The 13,724-nt window shown below is 47.4% G+C and carries 14 protein-coding genes and 2 pseudogenes; 11 read left to right on the top strand and 5 right to left on the bottom strand.

The features are described from left to right. On the top strand, positions 1-801 hold an 801-nt coding region (locus tag KH703_RS01875), incomplete at its 5' end, for a hypothetical protein (RefSeq protein WP_304293634.1). A gap of 181 nt (positions 802-982) precedes the next feature. On the opposite strand, the gene KH703_RS01870 is transcribed toward KH703_RS01875, so the two are convergent. The 5 genes from KH703_RS01870 to lolA all read right to left on the bottom strand — a co-directional run bounded on the left by KH703_RS01870 (position 983) and on the right by lolA (position 4,366). Continuing rightward, positions 983-1,747 (bottom strand): hypothetical protein, encoded by a 765-nt coding sequence (locus KH703_RS01870; protein WP_304293632.1) that lies wholly within the window; start codon positions 1,745-1,747, stop codon positions 983-985. 95 nt (positions 1,748-1,842) lie between these two features. Further along, positions 1,843-2,772, bottom strand: a complete 930-nt coding sequence (hemC, locus tag KH703_RS01865) for a hydroxymethylbilane synthase (protein WP_304293631.1) — start codon at positions 2,770-2,772, stop codon at positions 1,843-1,845. Beyond that, entirely contained in the window at positions 2,769-3,221 is a 453-nt protein-coding gene (locus tag KH703_RS01860) for an FxsA family protein (RefSeq protein WP_304293629.1), read from the bottom strand. The genes hemC and KH703_RS01860 overlap by 4 nt, the downstream gene beginning before the upstream one ends. A 65-nt stretch (positions 3,222-3,286) precedes the next feature. Continuing rightward, a complete protein-coding gene (locus tag KH703_RS01855) occupies positions 3,287-3,847 on the bottom strand; it encodes a low molecular weight protein-tyrosine-phosphatase (RefSeq protein WP_304293627.1) in 561 nt (186 codons plus the stop codon). 6 nt (positions 3,848-3,853) lie between these two features. Then, positions 3,854-4,366, bottom strand: a complete 513-nt coding sequence (gene lolA / locus KH703_RS01850) for a LolA-like outer membrane lipoprotein chaperone (protein WP_304293625.1) — start codon at positions 4,364-4,366, stop codon at positions 3,854-3,856. Between the two features lie 122 nt (positions 4,367-4,488). On the opposite strand from lolA, the gene secA reads away from it, so the two are divergent. The 10 genes and pseudogenes from secA (at position 4,489) to KH703_RS01800 (ending at position 13,723) form a co-directional block, all read left to right on the top strand. After that, on the top strand, positions 4,489-7,107 hold the full coding sequence (gene secA / locus KH703_RS01845; RefSeq protein ID WP_304293624.1) for a preprotein translocase subunit SecA: 2,619 nt from the start codon (positions 4,489-4,491) through the stop codon (positions 7,105-7,107). A gap of 270 nt (positions 7,108-7,377) precedes the next feature. After that, positions 7,378-7,593, top strand: a complete 216-nt coding sequence (locus KH703_RS01840; RefSeq protein ID WP_304293622.1) for a hypothetical protein — start codon at positions 7,378-7,380, stop codon at positions 7,591-7,593. 280 nt (positions 7,594-7,873) lie between these two features. Continuing rightward, on the top strand, positions 7,874-9,064 hold the full coding sequence (locus KH703_RS01835) for an ABC transporter permease (RefSeq protein ID WP_304293621.1): 1,191 nt from the start codon (positions 7,874-7,876) through the stop codon (positions 9,062-9,064). 354 nt (positions 9,065-9,418) lie between these two features. Next, the gene (locus KH703_RS01830) at positions 9,419-9,553 is read left to right on the top strand and encodes a membrane lipoprotein lipid attachment site-containing protein (RefSeq protein WP_304293619.1); all 135 of its coding nucleotides are present in this window, start codon (positions 9,419-9,421) and stop codon (positions 9,551-9,553) included. 301 nt (positions 9,554-9,854) lie between these two features. Continuing rightward, positions 9,855-10,712 (top strand): bifunctional methylenetetrahydrofolate dehydrogenase/methenyltetrahydrofolate cyclohydrolase FolD, encoded by an 858-nt coding sequence (folD, locus tag KH703_RS01825; protein WP_304293617.1) that lies wholly within the window; start codon positions 9,855-9,857, stop codon positions 10,710-10,712. Beyond that, a complete protein-coding gene (gene lepB, locus KH703_RS01820) occupies positions 10,713-11,558 on the top strand; it encodes a signal peptidase I (RefSeq protein ID WP_304293615.1) in 846 nt (281 codons plus the stop codon). Positions 11,559-11,567: 9 nt separating this feature from the next. Continuing rightward, a pseudogene (locus tag KH703_RS01815) lies at positions 11,568-11,732 on the top strand (RpiB/LacA/LacB family sugar-phosphate isomerase); the annotation flags it as partial. A gap of 309 nt (positions 11,733-12,041) precedes the next feature. Continuing rightward, a pseudogene (locus KH703_RS01810) lies at positions 12,042-12,284 on the top strand (RpiB/LacA/LacB family sugar-phosphate isomerase); the annotation flags it as partial. A gap of 650 nt (positions 12,285-12,934) precedes the next feature. Next, the gene (locus tag KH703_RS01805; protein WP_304293613.1) at positions 12,935-13,171 is read left to right on the top strand and encodes a hypothetical protein; all 237 of its coding nucleotides are present in this window, start codon (positions 12,935-12,937) and stop codon (positions 13,169-13,171) included. Between the two features lie 3 nt (positions 13,172-13,174). Continuing rightward, positions 13,175-13,723: an adenine phosphoribosyltransferase gene (locus KH703_RS01800; RefSeq protein WP_291937052.1), complete on the top strand. Its 549-nt coding sequence runs from the start codon at positions 13,175-13,177 to the stop codon at positions 13,721-13,723. Position 13,724: the final 1 nt, after the last annotated feature.

Here is a 13,724-nt window from a genome sequence, read left to right as displayed (position 1 = left end):
GCAAAATTTGAAATTGCGGATATCAAGGCGGCGAAATTTAAAGCGGGCGGAGAGACGGAGCTTAAAACGGGCACGGCGAAGTGCGGCAAGGCGGAATTTAAGAGCGCAGATAGCGCGGCGATAAAATTTAAAGCGAGCCAGGCGAGTAAATTTAAAACGAGCGCGGCGGATAAGAGCTCGGATGCGAGCGATCGGGAAAAATTTGATGCCAAGGCCCTTCAGGACGCGCTTGATAAGATTTTTAACGAGATAGAGCATCAAAGCACGCTTTGGCACGCAACCCCTTTTGCGCTGCCGTTTTTGGCGCGTATCTTTATGCAGGCGCGCGCTGTGGCGTGCAAAAACGCGAATAAAAATAATCAAAACGCCGCGGCGGAAGAAATCGGCGGAAATAATCAGAACGCGGCGGATAGAAATGCGGATAAAAGCTGGCAAAATGATGCGGCAGGCTTTATTGCGGCTCGGCTCGGCGGATTTTTTGCGTTTATGATTGAGATTTGCGATGATGCCGATAAGATCTCGCACGCAGCGCCGCTATCGAACTTTTCGGATATGCTTGCGGAAAAATATCTGTGGCCGCAGAGCGATGAGAATGACGAGGAGCTCTGGGAGGAGCACTTTTACGATGATGAGCTATTTTACAGCCTCTATTTTTATTCGCGGGCGGTTTTGGACGCGACGGGAGTGGACTTTGCGCAGTTTAAGTCTAAGTCAGACCGGCGTTTTTATGTGCATCGTTTGAGCGCTATGTTTAAGCCTCTTTCGCCGCCATGTTTAAATTTATCGCGGTGCGCTTTGTAACCGCTTTGTTTAAATGTAGACTTCAAAAAATTTTTAAAATTTCTCTCAAAAGTTACGGCGTGCGGAATTTACAGATCGTCTGTTTAAATTTAAAATTTGATCGGCGGTATAGTTAAGACGCGGGTAACGCTTTTAAATTTAGATCGCCGCGAAGCCTTAAATCCGCTTGCGGCGCGGCTTTTTATGTGGTTTTAAAAAGATACCAATTCGGCGCAATTTTTTCTATCATTATAAACTCGCTAGGGCTCATTTGCGGCAGGTCAGCTTCATCTTGCACCCGCAAAAAGCCCACGGAGTTATCGGTGATCCCACCGATAAGCAGCATAAATTTTTTGCCCTCCGTCTCGGCGTGAGAGAGATGCAGGCTTTTGATCTCCGCCTTTGCGCGCTCGGACTCGCCGCCTGCGTAAAGCTCGTAAATTTTTTCAAATGCCGCTAGGTTTTGTTTCCCAAACTCCATAAGCTCTTTATCGGGCGCTAAGATTAGCTTTAAATTTACGATATCCGCATCGGTTCTTTGCTCAAATTCGCGTTTTTGCGCCTCGTTAAATTTTTCATATTCGCTTACGATAGCCTCAATAATGGCGGTTTGCGCTAGAACTCGCACGGCGTAGATCCCGTCCTTCTTAGTATAGACGTAAAGATCGAAGTGCTTTTCTTTAGAGCCCAAAAATACGTGAAAAATTTCGCTAAATTCGTCGCTGCGTCCAAGCGGAGCAACCGTGATTTCGCTATAATTATCTGCCGCGTAGAATTTGCGCTTTAAATAGCTTCTCATCTCGCCTTTGAAATAAAGATTTTTATCGAAGTTTGCGTCGCTAAATAGCGAGCGGACGAGCTCTTCATTAGAGCTCGCGTTTAGGTTTAACGCGCAGCTTGCACAAAGTATGAGCGAGGCAAAAATTTTTGAAAATCCCGCTGTTTTAAAAAATCTGAATAAGCTCAAAATTTAACCTTTGGAAATTTTATAAATTTAAAAAGTCCATAAATTCTAGAAATTTCAAAATTTTGCAAATTTTAAAACTACGTAAATTTCGCCTTTTAGAGGCTCGCCATCTCCTCGGCGCGCGCGAGAAGCTGCTTTGCGCCCTTTTCGATAAAAACGCGCGCGAGCTCCGTGCCTACGCTTTGGTATTGCGATTTTTGTGCGACGATGCTTTGGCGGATGCTCTCGCTGCCGTCGGGTAGGCCCACGATCGCGCCGATGTGGATATTTTCGCCCTCAAGGCGCGCGTTGATGCCGATCGGCACCTGGCAACCCCCCTCCAAAACCCTAACGAAATCCCGCTCCACGGTCGTTTCGATGATCGCGCGTTCGTCTTTTAGAAATTCTATCGCGCGCAGGATTTGCGGCTCGTCCACCGCCTCGATGCCGAGCGCTCCTTGCCCCATCGCAGGGATCATCTGCGAGATTTCAAAGGGCGTTACGTGCTTTACCTCGGCGCGTAAATTTAATCGGTTGATGCCCGCCATCGCTAAGATGATCGCGTCAAATTCCCCGTCTTTGAGCTTTCGCAGGCGGGTTTGGACGTTGCCGCGCAAGGAGATTATCTCTAAATCAGGTCGCATGCTAAGCAGCTGCATCTTGCGGCGAAGGCTTGTGGTACCGACTTTTGCACCGTGGGGTAGCTCGCCGAATTCGGCGTATTTTTCGCTGATCATCGCATCGCGCACATCCTCGCGAGCACAGATCGCCGCTAGCACGAGTCCCTGCGGAAACTCCACGGGCACGTCTTTTAGGCTATGAACGGCGATGTGTGCTTCGCCGCGAAGCATGCTCTCCTCAAGCTCCTTCGTAAAAAGCCCCTTGCCGCCGATCTTTGCAAGCGGCGTATCTAAAATTTTATCGCCTTTGGTTTTCATGCTTTTTAGCTGCGCTTGGACGCCGCGGGCATTAAGTAGCGATGCGATATGTTCGCTCTGCCACAGCGCAAGCACGCTGCCGCGAGTAGCGATGATCAAATTTTTCATTTTTTCTCTCCTATACTTTTTCGAATCTCGATTTCGTTCTCTTCGATCACCTCAACGTCGATTACGTCGTCGCTTGCGTGGCTGCGTCGCCAGAATCTTCGCTCTCTTTTTTCGGAATTTTCGCTGCCGGTGTTAAATTTAGGCACGTCGCTGGTGACGCAGTAAAACGAAGCGATAAGTACGCAAACGCCCAAAATATCGCTAAAAATCCCGGGCACTATTAGAAAAACGCCGCCTACGACGAAGCCCACGCCGCTTAAAATTTCTTTCGGCGAGATTTTCATTAGATTAAAAAAGCCCATCCACGAGCGGTTTGCTACGACGTAACCGCCTAAAATCGCGCTTATGACGATCTCCACCGCATACGCCGCGAAGCCATTTGCGCTTACGAAATAATAGGTCGTAAATACCTCTATGATCAGATACGGAACGATCAAAAGCCTAAACATATTTTTCCTTGAATTATCGCTTTAAGCCGCGTCTCTTTAATGACGCTAAAATTTAATCGCGGATTTTAGCAAATTCCGTCTGAATTTTTAATGTATCGCAAGAGCCCCTCGCAGCCGCGCTTGATATCTGCGTAGCAGCGCTCAAAATCGCGCGTGTAGTATGGATCGGCGATTTGTAGGCGTTGGGGATGGGTTAAATTTGAACCGGCGCCTTTTAAATTTAAGCCGGCTTGCTTTACCGCGCCTTTAAAATTTAGCGCATCGCAGTCTGCAAAATTCCCCTCTTCAAATTCCAAAAGAAATTTTACCTTAGCCATATCCTTGCCGCGAAAAATTCGCCCCAGCGAGCGCATATTTTCATCATCCATGCAAAGAATTAGATCGTAGCGCTCGTAGTCCGCGGGAGTGACCTGTACGGCGCGATGCGCTACGAGCGGCACCTTTTGCTCTTTTAGCACGCGCTGCGTTTCGTAGTAGGGCGGCGAGCCGATCTCATCGGTGTGCGTCGCCGCAGAATCCACGCTCACGCGCGCTTTAAGTTCGCTTTGATTAATAAAATTTTGCATCACGGACTGCGCCATCGGCGAGCGGCAGATGTTACCGTGACAGACGAAAAGTAGCCTCACACGCGTCTACTGCGTGATGATGTCGTAGTTTTTCGGGATTGCGGGCTTAAAGATCGCCTCATTTACCGGCGCGTTTTTGCGGACGTTGCTTAGATTAATGACGACCTTATTGTCCATTTTGTCGGTGTAGCTGATTTTGCTCGGCAGATCACCTTTTAGCTCGATTAGATATTTCACGTCGTCGAAGCTCGCCTCATAAACGCCGTTTTTATTGGGTTTTGCGTTCGCTAGGATCGCTGTTAAATTCGGCGTTTCTTTGATATTCGTGATGATAGCCTGCTCGAGTTCGGGCTCGATTACGACGACCTTTGTGAAGCTAAAAAATATATTTTTTATCGTAGGGGTCTTGTAATGCCACACGGCGTGCTCTTTTGTGGCACTAAAATCGCCGCCGTAGCTGATTTTTGCATCGTCGCTCTGCACGGTTTGCGAAAAATTTGCGCTTAGTGTGTCGAATTCTATCCCGCTTGCGAATGCAAAAATGCAGCTTGCCGCTAAAGAAATAAGAGTTTTTTTCATAAATTTGACCTTTATTTTTGGAAATTTGCGCGTATTATAGCCGTTTTTCTAGGATTTAATTAAATAAAAACTAAAAATATGTTAATATGTGCGGTTAAAAATTTTAAAAGTAAGGTTCGGTAATGTTTAAAAAGGTCATTCACGGGATTTTCGGTACTAAAAACGATAGGATCGTCAAACAATACGCCAAGCGCGCGGCGCAGATCAGTGCGCTTGAAGAAAACTACGCGGCGATGGACGATGCGGCGCTTAAGGCGGAATTTGAAGCGTTAAGAGCGCAAGTTCGCGCGGGCGAAAAGAGCACGGATGACGTGCTTAACGAAGTGTTTGCTATCGTGCGAGAGGCGGGCAAAAGAGTGCTAAATATGCGTCACTTCGACGTTCAGCTAATAGGTGGTTTGGTGCTAAACGACGGCGCGATTGCCGAGATGAAAACGGGCGAAGGAAAGACCCTCGTAGCGACTCTGGCGGTAGTATTAAACGCGATGGAGGGCAAGGGCGTGCATGTTGTGACCGTAAACGACTACCTAGCTAAGCGCGATGCCGCGCAAATGGGCGAGCTATATGAATTTTTAGGGCTTAGCACCGGTGTGATCGTAGGCGGCGAATACGATGACGCCAAGCGCAAGGCTGCATACGCGTGCGACATCACTTATGGCACAAACAACGAGTTTGGCTTTGACTACCTGCGCGATAATATGAAATTTAGCGCGGATGAAAAGGTGCAACGCGGGCATCATTTCGTAATCGTCGATGAAGTAGATAGCATCCTAATCGACGAAGCCAGGACGCCACTTATCATCTCTGGCCCTACGAACCGCACTCTAGACGGCTATATTAAGGCAAACGAAGTAGCGCGCGCGATGATCCGCGGCGAGGCGCCAGCCGATCCGAAAGGCAAGGCGACGGGTGATTTTACCGTAGATGAGAAGAACCGCGCCGTTTTGATTACGGAGGCAGGGATTTCAAAAGCTGAGAAGCTTTTTGGCGTCGATAATCTCTATAGTCTCGAAAATGCCGTGCTTAGCCACTACCTTGATCAAGCGCTTAAAGCAAATTATCTATTTGAAAAGGATGTGCACTACGTCGTGCGCGACGGGCAGGTCATAATCGTGGATGAATTTACGGGTCGTCTTAGCGAGGGTCGCAGATTCAGCGAAGGCTTGCATCAGGCGCTTGAAGCCAAAGAGGGCGTGCAAATCCAAGAGGAGAGCCAAACTCTTGCCGACATTACTTTTCAAAACTACTTCCGCCTTTACGAAAAGCTCGCCGGTATGACGGGTACGGCGCAGACGGAGGCGACGGAATTTTCTCAAATTTACAAACTCGAAGTGGTCTCGATCCCTACGAACGTGCCGGTTATCAGAAAGGATCAAAACGATCTTATCTACAAGACCGAGCGCGAGAAATTTGACGCCGTCATAAACGAAATCAAGCGGCTAAATTCCAAAGGTCAGCCCGTACTAGTGGGTACGGCGTCGATCGAAAAAAGCGAGAAGCTGCACGAGCTTTTGGTCAAAGAAAATATCGCGCACTCCGTACTAAACGCCAAAAATCACGAGCGCGAGGCGCAGATTATTGCCGAGGCGGGCGCTAAAGGCGCGGTGACGATCGCTACGAATATGGCGGGACGCGGCGTGGATATCCGCATAGACGATGAAGTGCGTGCTTTGGGCGGGCTGTATATTTTAGGTACCGAACGCCACGAAAGCCGCCGCATCGATAACCAACTCCGCGGACGAAGCGGGCGACAGGGCGATCCGGGCGAGAGTAGATTTTTCTTGAGCTTGGAGGATAATCTGCTTAGAATTTTTGGCAGCGACAAGATTAAAAATATCATGGATCGCTTGGGGCTAAAAGATGGCGAACATATCGAATCAGGCATGGTTTCGCGCGCAGTAGAGAACGCGCAGAAAAAGGTTGAGAGCTTGCATTTTGAAGCGCGTAAAAATATCCTAGAATACGACGACGTCGCAAATGAGCAGCGCAAGACGATCTATAAATATCGCAACGAGCTTTTGGATCCCGACTACGATCTGAAAGATAAAATCATCCAAAACCGCGAGGAGTACATCTCTAGCGTGCTTGAGGAGCTTGAAATTTTCGACGGCGCAAATATCAAAGAGGTCAATAAATTCCCGATTGTCGCTAAAATCGCTCAAGAAACGGGCGAGGTGCTCGAAAACAGCGAACTTGAGAAGGTCGATGATTTCAAAGAGCTAAAAGAAAAGATCGTCGGCGCGCTTGCCGTTTCGTATGAAAACAAGATGGCGCCGATCGATCCACAGCAGCGTAAAAGTATCGAAAAGATGCTTTATCTGCAGATCGTAGATCGCGACTGGCGGGAGCATCTGTATCAGATGGATATCCTAAAAGCGGGCATCGGGCTTCGCGGCTACAACCACAAAGACCCGCTTACGGAGTATAAAAAGGAGAGCTACAATCTCTTTATGGAGCTTGTAATGCGCCTCAAATCCGATAGCATCTGCTTGTTGCATTCGATCCAGTTTAAATCTAAGGAGGAGATCGAGGCTGAACAGCGCGCGATGCAGGAGCGCATGGAGAGCTCAAATGCCAAAGAACTCGCCGCCGCAAGCACGAATGAGGCGCAGCTAAAGGGTCCCGATGAGTTCGGTGACAAAAAGCCTAAGCGAAACGATCCTTGCCCTTGCGGCAGCGGCAAAAAATACAAAGACTGCCACGGCAAGGGCGGCCCTAAAAAAGGCGGCTTTGCGAGGTAGGCGCGGCGATCGGTCCTAAGTATCGCGCGATCGGTGATCTTGATTGCGAGCATTGTGCAATCGGCGCTTCTCAACCTTGCTTTTTTGTATTTAGCGGATCGGTCGAGGGCGGAAAGCATCATAAAATTTTAAAGGGGCTCGATCGCGAGGCGGCACGGATGGAAATTTTAAAAGAGCTTGATCGCTAGGCAGTGCAGACGGCGCGCAAAGCTATGCGAGAGGACGGAACTTTAGTTTTGAAATTTTAAAATTTCAAAGCGTATTCAATGCTTGGCTGCATATTTTTCGCAGCGCTGTTGCGGCGCACCGTGCGACAAAACGCAAGCCAATCAGCGCGTGATACTTAAATTTAGTGCGTGGCTAGGATACTGCGCGGCATTTGAAATTTTAAATTTATGCGATGCGGTCGAGCTTGCAAGCAGACCCTCGCCTTTAAATTTTAAGAATTTCAAAATTCTAAAAAATTCGGAATTTCTAAAATTTTAAAATTTCGAGGCGTTTGAAATTTTAAAATTTAAAATTCGGGTTTAAAATTTCGAAGTTTTGTTAAAGAGGTCTGTTTGATTTACCGTATCCGATATCTCTTGGGGTAAATTTCATTTCATATAAGTAGATCTCGGTGCGATTTTAAATTTTCAGAGCCCGCCGGAGCTTTTATATTTGAAGGCGCAAAATCTATTTTTGGAATTTTAAAATTCCAAAATACTCAAAATTTCACATATAATTTAGCGCTAAATTTTATGTGAAATTTTACAAGGACGGCTTTTTGGTAAAGTATTTATTATTCAAATATCTCAGATTCGACCGCTCTCAGCCCTTCATTACGCTCTCGGCGCTGCTTGCGTTCTTGGGCGTCGGCGTGGGGCTTACGGTGCTGATCGTCGCGATGGCGATAATGAACGGCTTTGATAAAGAATTCGAGCGCAAACTCTTTACGATGAACTACCCGATCACGATCCACAGCCACTTTCGCGGCGGTATTTCAAAAGACGACGTGGAGGGGCTGCGGGCGGACTTTCCCGATCTGATCTTTAGCCCATATATTAGCTCGCAAGTTATCGCTAAAGGCGGCGACAGGCTCGAGGGCGGGCTGATTTTCGGCGTAAATTTAAACGATGAAAAGCGCATCAACTCCGTCGTCGCAGCAGGCGCCAAAGACGCCAATCTAACGGATTACGGCATCATGATAGGGCGCGGGATTAAGGACGAGTTTGTTCTGGATGAGGGCAGCAAAATCACGATGATCTTTACGAAGAGCGATCCGGGCGGCTTTGCGCTGATCCCTAAGATGAAGCGTTTTGATGTGCGCGCGGATTTCAGCTCGGGGCTGATCGCTTACGACAAGGCGTATTCCTACGCGGACGCGAGCGATCTAGCCAAAATTTTAGGCTACGACGAGGGGACCTTCGACGGCGTGCATGTTTTTTCAAACGATCCGTTTAAGGATCTGGAGCGCATCAAAAAAAGCCTTCCTAGCGGCACTAACGCCGTGGGCTGGTGGCAGCAAAACGGCAATTTTTTCAGCGCCCTTGCGCTTGAAAAACGCGCGCTTTTCATCGTGCTGATGCTGATAATCCTGGTCGCGAGCCTAAATATCGTAAGTTCGCTTCTGATGACCGTGATGAACCGCCGCCAAGAGATCGCGCTTTTACTTAGCCTGGGTGCCAGTAAAAAGGAGGTTAAGCGAACCTTTTTCGCGCTCGGAGCCACGATCGGCGGCGGCGGCATCATATTCGGGCTCATTTTGGGCTTATTCGGCGTGTGGCTGCTCGGAAGCTTCGACATCGTAAATCTGCCGGCCGACGTCTACGGAAGCTCGAAGCTGCCAATGGAGCTCTCACTAGGCGATTTGGCGATGATTTTAATCGGCGCGGTGCTTATCGTGGCGCTTTCGTCATGGTATCCGGCCAAAAAAGCCACGCAAATCGACGTGCTGCAAACACTGCGTAACGAGTAAATTTAACGCGGCACCTTTAAAATTCGGCGAAATTTTAAAATTCCAAAGTGGCGCGGTTGTATTTAGCAGTGTGTTTTGCGCGGCATTTCGGCTCGCAAGACAGAAGCTACGCGATCTTGAACGACGCGCATCGTGTAAAATTGCACTAAATACGATTTGAGTCGCCAGAATTTTGATTCTTTCGCGAGATTATAAGCTGCGCGAAGTCTAAATTTTGACGAAATTTGTGTCGTTAGAATTCGCCAAAATTTTAAATTTCAAAGGGGATAAAATTTTTATGAGTGCTTTGAAAAATTTTATGAAATTTTGCAACCACTCAAAGATGAAATCATAAAAATTTTGAAAGGATCTATGGTGAAAAAGATCGTTTTGTTTCTGTGCGCGGCGCTGTTTCTATGCGGCTGCTCTAGAAGCGGACCGCAAGATGTCCCAAAGCCAGAGCAAAATAAGGCGCCCGGCCACCATTATACAGGCTACTATTATGCATAGCGTATATTGCGCGGTGGGCGACGATACGAGACGTTTAACGGCGAGAAAATGGAAACATTGTAGTTCTTGCTTATTCGTGGACAAAAGCTCTCAAGCCTGCAATACGAGCCTTAGCAGCGTCTCGGCCTGAATGTAGCGGAGACAAGGCGTCCATCCGTCTATAATGACGATAAAATTTAGGCTTATTTGAGCAGGACGAAATTCTTTTTAAAATTCTTTCAAATTCCCGTAAAATCCGCGAAATAAATCTAAATTTTATAAATTTTAGGGTAACATTCCCTATTTTTCAAAAAGGCTTTAAATGACTTTAATCGACGGCAAAAGCATAAGCGCGAAGGTAAAAGATGAGATCAAAGCGGCCGCTTCGGATCTTGCCGCAAAGGGCGTAGAGCCCGCGCTGGCGGTGATTTTGGTGGGCGAGGACGCGGCTAGTAAGACCTATGTCGCGAGTAAGGAAAAAGCCTGCGCCGCCTGTGGGATCCGCTCCGTAGCGCACCGTTTGAACTCCGACGTGAGCGAGGCGGCGCTTTTAGAACTGATAGAAAATTTAAACGAAGACGAAAGTATCGACGGCATCTTGGTGCAGCTACCGCTTCCAAAGCACATTGATACGAATAAAATTTTAGAAAAAATAAGCCCGCAAAAGGATGTGGATGGATTTAGTGCGATAAACGTAGGCAAGCTTACTAGCGGGCTTTCGGACGGTTTTGTGCCTTGCACTCCGCTTGGCGTGATGCGCCTGCTTGAGGAGTACGGCGTGCAGATCGCGGGTAAAAACGCTGTGGTGCTAGGTCGCAGTAATATCGTCGGAAAGCCGATGGCGAGCCTGCTGTTAAATGCCGACGCCACCGTCACTATCGTTCATAGCAAGACGAAAGGTTTAAAGCAGCTTTGTGCAGACGCTGACATTTTGATCGCGGCGGTCGGCAAGGCGCATTTTGTGGGTGCCGATATGGTAAAACAAGGCGCGGTAGTGATCGACGTGGGGATCAATCGCGGCGAGGACGGCAAACTAAGGGGCGACGTTGATTTTGACGCGGTAGCGCCAAAATGCTCGTTCATCACGCCCGTGCCCGGAGGCGTGGGGCCGATGACGATTGCGATGCTTTTGAGCAATACGATAAAATCGGCGAAAAATCGCTTAAGACAAAGAGCCTAAATGAAAATACTAAGCAAAATTTATCACTTTCTATCAAGTTGGACGGGGACGGTCATCGTCGTTTTATTCGTCATTCTTTTTGTTGCGCAAGCCTTCGTGATCCCTAGCGGATCGATGCGCACTACGCTTTTGGAGGGCGATTTTTTATTCGTTAAAAAATTTAGCTACGGCATCCCGACCCCGCATATTCCCTTTGTGGAGTGGCAGGTGGCTCCTGATAGCGATGGCGACGGGCATATCATCCGCGGCGAGGGTCCGAAGCGCGGTGATATCGTGGTTTTTCGCTATCCGCTTAATGAAAAAATGCACTTTGTAAAGCGAAATTTTGCCGTAGGCGGCGACGAGGTGATATTTGATCTGAATAATTTCTATCTTCGTCCGCATGAAGGCGACGAGTTCATTGCCGCAAACTATGATGCTCGCGACATTGTGATTTTGGGCGGCGAAAAATATGTCAAAGAGCCGTATAAGTTCAAAGGCATTCACTACGACCCTAATACTAGGAACTCGATGCTAACAAATGTCAAAATTGCACTTGAGAAGGGCGAATTTTCTATGAAACCCATTAGTTTAAGTGAAATTCCTCATAGCTTCGAAGCTGCAGGGATAAGCTTTAATGCCTTTTACATCAAAGTGCCGCAGGATGAGTATTTTATGATAGGCGATAATCGAAATAATTCCGCCGATAGCCGCTTTTGGGGTCCGGTACCTTATCGTCTGATCGTCGGTAAGCCGTGGTTTACATATTTTAGTATCGATGCCGATCGCAAGATCCGCTGGGAGCGAATCGGGCGTTTCGTCGATACCTTGCAAAACGACGAGAGCCTGATCTATGAGCAAAAATAAGGAGTGGCAATGCAAATAAATAAAATTTTCATAGCGAGCGATCATGCGGGCTTTCGTGCCAAAGAGCAAGCCAAAAAAGCGCTCGCCGCTTTAGGTTACGAAGCGGTCGATCTTGGCACGCATAGTGCTGAAGCGAGCGTGGATTACCCCGATTTTGCGGACACACTGGCGGATAAAATTTTAGCCGAATGTGAAGCCTGCGCGCGAAGTGAAAATTTTAAAGAAAACGACGGCATAAATTCTGCTACGGCTGCAGAAAATTCCGAAGCAAGTGACAACAAAAATTTTGGCGCAAGCATAAACGGCTGCGGAAATTTTAACGACGCCGTACAATGTAGCGGGAAAAATGAAAATTTTAACGCTATCAAAAACGCTAGCCGTCAAAATTTTAACGCTAGCGAAAGCATGACTACCTGCGTAAACGCAGCCGTAAGCCAGAATGCGAGCAAAGATAAAATTTTAAATTCCACAAGTTATGGCATTTACGGAATTCTTATCTGCGGTACGGGCATCGGTATCAGCATCGCTGCAAATCGCCATGCTCACATCCGCTGCGCGCTGTGTCATGACGCAACGAGCGCAAGATTAGCTAGAGAGCACAACGACGCCAACGTCCTAGCCTTCGGCGAGCGATTAATGGGCGCGCTAGTGATTGAAGATATGATTAGGGCGTTTTTTAGTACCGATTTTGCGGGCGGCAGGCACATTAAGCGCGTCGCAAAGCTAGGCGTTTGCGGTAGTGCGAATTGCGCGCATGGATTTGATGGGGAGAATTTCACGCAGAATTCCGCTCAAAATTTTGTGGAACAAAGCTGTGACGCTAATTTAAACGGACGAAATTCCAAATTAAGCTTCGCAGGCAAAAATCCTTCTTGCAAAAATCCTATCGACACGGATTCCGCGTCAAATTTTGCGCGGAGCCTTAACGATAAAAATTCCTTTTTTACCGGCGAGAATTCCTTGATAGGCTTTTGCGGTGCACGTCATATAGATTTAAATTCTACGCACACAAAGATAATCTTTTATGAGAAAAATCCATTGGGTAAAAATTCCACTAGCGCAAATTCTACGTTAAATTTTACGCGCGAGAGCGTTTGCAAGAAAAATTTTGCTCAAAAAGCTAGCCGCAAAGATTTTGTCGGCTTGAACCCAGCAATTATAAATTTAAAGGTTACAAATTCCGTCTGTGTGAGCGTTAAGCTAAAAAGCATGAATTGCGCTAGTGCGGGTTTAACAGATGCGAATTCTGCTATTGCGAGCGTAAATTTAAATGGAGCAAATCTTTCTAGTGCGCATTTTAGGAGCATAAATTCTGTCTATTTTAGCACAACCTCCGCTACTATGCGCTTTGTAAATCCAAATGAAGGAGGCGAGCAATGAGCGTAGCATTGGGTGTTTTAGCGCTATTTTTTGCAGCGCTACTTATTCTATCGATCCGAAAAAATTCTAAAATTTACGCCTTACTTCGAAAGAGCGAAGAAAGAATTTTAAAGCTCAAAAGCGATAACGAAAAGCTTAAAACTGCCCTTCGCTTCGGCATCGAGGCCCTGCAAAACGAGGAGAGCGAAAACTGCAGCTTAAAAATCCAAAACGCAAGATTGAAAAAGAGGTAAGCTATGAAAAGCCTAAGCAGCGAGCAAAAAAGCTATTTATTTCGCTCGATCCGCACCGTGCGCGACTTCCCAAAGCCCGGTATTTTGTTTTACGATATCACGACGCTCGTAGGCGATCGCGAGGCGTTTAATTTCCTGCTTGATCATCTGGCCGAGCGCTACGCCGATTACGGACTTGATTACATAGTAGGCATAGAAAGTCGCGGATTTATTTTTGCAGCAGCACTTGCTGCGAGGTTGAGGGTTGCTTTTGTGCCGATTAGAAAACCAAAGAAGCTTCCTTATATCACAATTTCACAAAAATACAGCCTTGAATACGGCTTCGATCAAGTCGAGATGCATGTGGATGCGTTCTCAGGCGTGCAGGATGCCAAGGTACTGCTCATCGACGATCTAATCGCCACCGGAGGCACCGCACGAGCGGCATTAGATCTCATCGCGCAGACGCAGGCTAAGTGCGTCGAGGCGTGCTTTTTATTAAATTTGCGCGAGTTAAACGATCTAGGCGAGTTTTCGCGACGCACAAACGTTTATTGCGTTTTAGAGGCGTGAT

Source organism: Campylobacter gracilis, assembly GCF_018374135.1.
Classification (GTDB): Bacteria; Campylobacterota; Campylobacteria; order Campylobacterales; family Campylobacteraceae; genus Campylobacter_B; species Campylobacter_B gracilis_A.
This window is presented reverse-complemented; position numbering and strand designations above follow the sequence as displayed.

Coding starts and splice junctions, on each gene's coding strand:
- hemC (WP_304293631.1), bottom strand. CDS start 2,772: ATGAAAAATTTGATCATCGCTACTCGCGGCAGCGTGCTTGCGCTGTGG.
- KH703_RS01860 (WP_304293629.1), bottom strand. CDS start 3,221: ATGTTTAGGCTTTTGATCGTTCCGTATCTGATCATAGAGGTATTTACG.
- lolA (WP_304293625.1), bottom strand. CDS start 4,366: ATGAAAAAAACTCTTATTTCTTTAGCGGCAAGCTGCATTTTTGCATTC.
- secA (WP_304293624.1), top strand. CDS start 4,489: ATGTTTAAAAAGGTCATTCACGGGATTTTCGGTACTAAAAACGATAGG.
- folD (WP_304293617.1), top strand. CDS start 9,855: ATGACTTTAATCGACGGCAAAAGCATAAGCGCGAAGGTAAAAGATGAG.
- lepB (WP_304293615.1), top strand. CDS start 10,713: ATGAAAATACTAAGCAAAATTTATCACTTTCTATCAAGTTGGACGGGG.
- KH703_RS01805 (WP_304293613.1), top strand. CDS start 12,935: ATGAGCGTAGCATTGGGTGTTTTAGCGCTATTTTTTGCAGCGCTACTT.
- KH703_RS01800 (WP_291937052.1), top strand. CDS start 13,175: ATGAAAAGCCTAAGCAGCGAGCAAAAAAGCTATTTATTTCGCTCGATC.